The sequence below is a fragment of the Nocardiopsis halotolerans DSM 44410 genome (genome assembly GCF_000341065.1).
GTDB classification, from domain to species: Bacteria; Actinomycetota; Actinomycetes; order Streptosporangiales; family Streptosporangiaceae; genus Nocardiopsis; species Nocardiopsis halotolerans.
This window is the reverse complement of record NZ_ANAX01000330.1, coordinates 1-2,173: the sequence shown is the minus strand read 5'-3', so window position 1 is coordinate 2,173 and position 2,173 is coordinate 1. Positions and strand designations below refer to the sequence as shown.

Sequence of the window (2,173 nt, the reverse complement as noted above, 5' to 3'; positions counted from 1 at the left end):
GGCGGGACGCTGACGGAGGAGGACCGCCAGCCGCTGGCCGTGGTTCGGCGATTGCTCCAAAAGTACCTTGTCAAAGAGGCGTTACACGGGTGTAAACCGGAGCCGCCCCCGGGTGTGAGTCCGCCCGCACCGGGGGTCGGTGCGGGCGGGGCCGTGGGAGGCGTCAGCGTGCGGTGGAGACGCCCGCGTCGTCGAACGTGGCGACGTCGCGCAGGACGCGCGCCGCGGCCTGGAGCAGCGGCAGGGCCAGGAGTGCCCCGGACCCCTCGCCCAGGCGCATCTCCAGGTCGACCAGGGGGCGCAGGCCCAGGTGCTCCAGGGCCAGGGTGTGCCCGGGCTCGCTGGAGCGGTGTCCGGCGAAGCAGGCGCCGACGGCCTCCGGGGAGATCGCCGCGGCGGCCAGGGCGCCCGACCCCGCGATGACCCCGTCCAGCAGGACCGGGACGCGCAGGGCGGCGCCGCCGAGGACGAACCCCGCCAGGGCGGCGTGTTCCAGACCGCCCAGGGCGGCGAGGGTCCCGATGGGGTCGTCCGGGTCGACCGGGTTCGCGGCCAGGGCGCGCCGCACCACGTCGACCTTGTGCGTGTACACGGCGTCGTCCACTCCGGTGCCCCGCCCGGTGGCGTGTGCCGGGTCCGCGCCGGTGAAGGCGCACACCAGGGCCGCCGCCGGGGTGGTGTTGGCGATGCCCATGTCGCCGGTGACCAGGCAGCGGTTGCCCGCCGCCACCAGGTCCCGGGCGACCTCGATGCCGCTCTCCAGCGCCTGGAGGGCCTGCTGGCGGGTGAGCGCGGGCCCCCGGGTGAGGTCGGCGGTGCCGCGCGCGACCTTGCGGGGCAGCAGTCCGGGGACGCTGGGCAGGTCGGCGACCACGCCGACGTCCACGACGGTGACCTCGGCTCCGACCTGGGCGGCGAAGGCGTTGACGACCGCGCCGCCCTCCAGGAAGTTGTGCACCATCTGCGCGGTGACCTCCTGGGGCCAGTCGGTCACCCCCTGGGCGTGCACGCCGTGGTCGCCCGCGAACACGGCGACGGAGGCCGGTGCGGGGATCGGCGGGGGGCACTCCCCGGCGAGCCCGGCCAACTGGACCGAGACGTCCTCCAGGACGCCGAGGGAGCCGGGCGGCTTGGTCATCCGGTCCTGCCGGTCTCTGGCCTCCTCCACCGCGCGGGTGTTCAGCGCTCCGATGGCGGTGATGGTCTCCTCCAGCAGACTCGTGGGCTCCTGGCCGGGCAGACCGCGGCGGCCGTAGCGGTCGTGGTGCACCGCCCAGGCCAGGGGGCGGCCCCCGGTCCGGCCGGAGGGGTCGGGCTCGGGCCCGGCGGGGAACTCCTCCACGTAACCGACGCACAGGTAGGCGACCACGTCCAGGTGGGAGGGGAGTTCGAGGGCGCGGGCCACGTCGCGTTCGTCGACCTGGGAGGCCCAGCCCACGCCCAGGCCCTCGGCACGCGCGGCGATCCAGAGGGTATCCACGGCGAGCGCGGCGGAGTGGGACGCGCTCGCGGGCCTGGCGTGGCGGCCCGGGGTGTGCCATCCGCCCCGGGTGGGGTCGACGGTGACGGCGATGTTCAGGGGGGCGTCGTCGATGGACGCGGCGCTGACTCCGAAGCGGGTGTTCGGCAGGGCGCGCGCGTGGTCCTCGTGTTCGGCGCGTGCGAGGTCGCTGACGCGGGTGCGCAGGCCGGGGTCCTCGACGACCAGGAAGTCCCAGGGCTGGGTGTGGCCGACGCCGGGCGCCTGGTGGGCGGCCTCCAGGACGCGGGTGAGCACGTCGTGGGGGACCGGGTCCGGACGGAAACCCGTCCGGACGTCGCGGCGTTCGCGGAGGGCCCGGTGGACGGCGGCGCGTTCGGCGTCGTCGTAGGCGTGGTCGGTCAGGCCCTCGGCGCCCGCGGGGGCCTCCGCGGGTTCGGGGACGGGCTGGACCTGCGCGGGCTGGGTCGCCGCGGGCGGCCCGGCGCGCTGCGGCTCGGGGGCGGCTGCTTCGTGTGCGTGCATGCTCTGTTCTGGCTCGGTGGCCGTGGGGTGGGCGGCCTCGGGCTCGGCGGGCCGCTCACCACCACGGAAGGGGATGACCTTGGTCCGGTGCGGTGGTCCGGTCGGCGGCGGCGCGTTCACCGGGGGCGCGGAGGACTCCCGCGGCTCCGGATCCGCGGGTTCGGAAGG

1 protein-coding gene is annotated in these 2,173 nt (G+C 76.3%); it reads right to left on the bottom strand.

Annotation, left to right across the window (positions count from 1 at the left end; translation table 11 throughout):
- Window positions 1–163: 163 nt before the first annotated feature.
- Window positions 164–2,173 (bottom strand): nicotinate-nucleotide--dimethylbenzimidazole phosphoribosyltransferase (gene cobT, locus D455_RS0124420; RefSeq protein WP_017573301.1); only part of this gene is annotated, 2,010 nt, incomplete at its 5' end.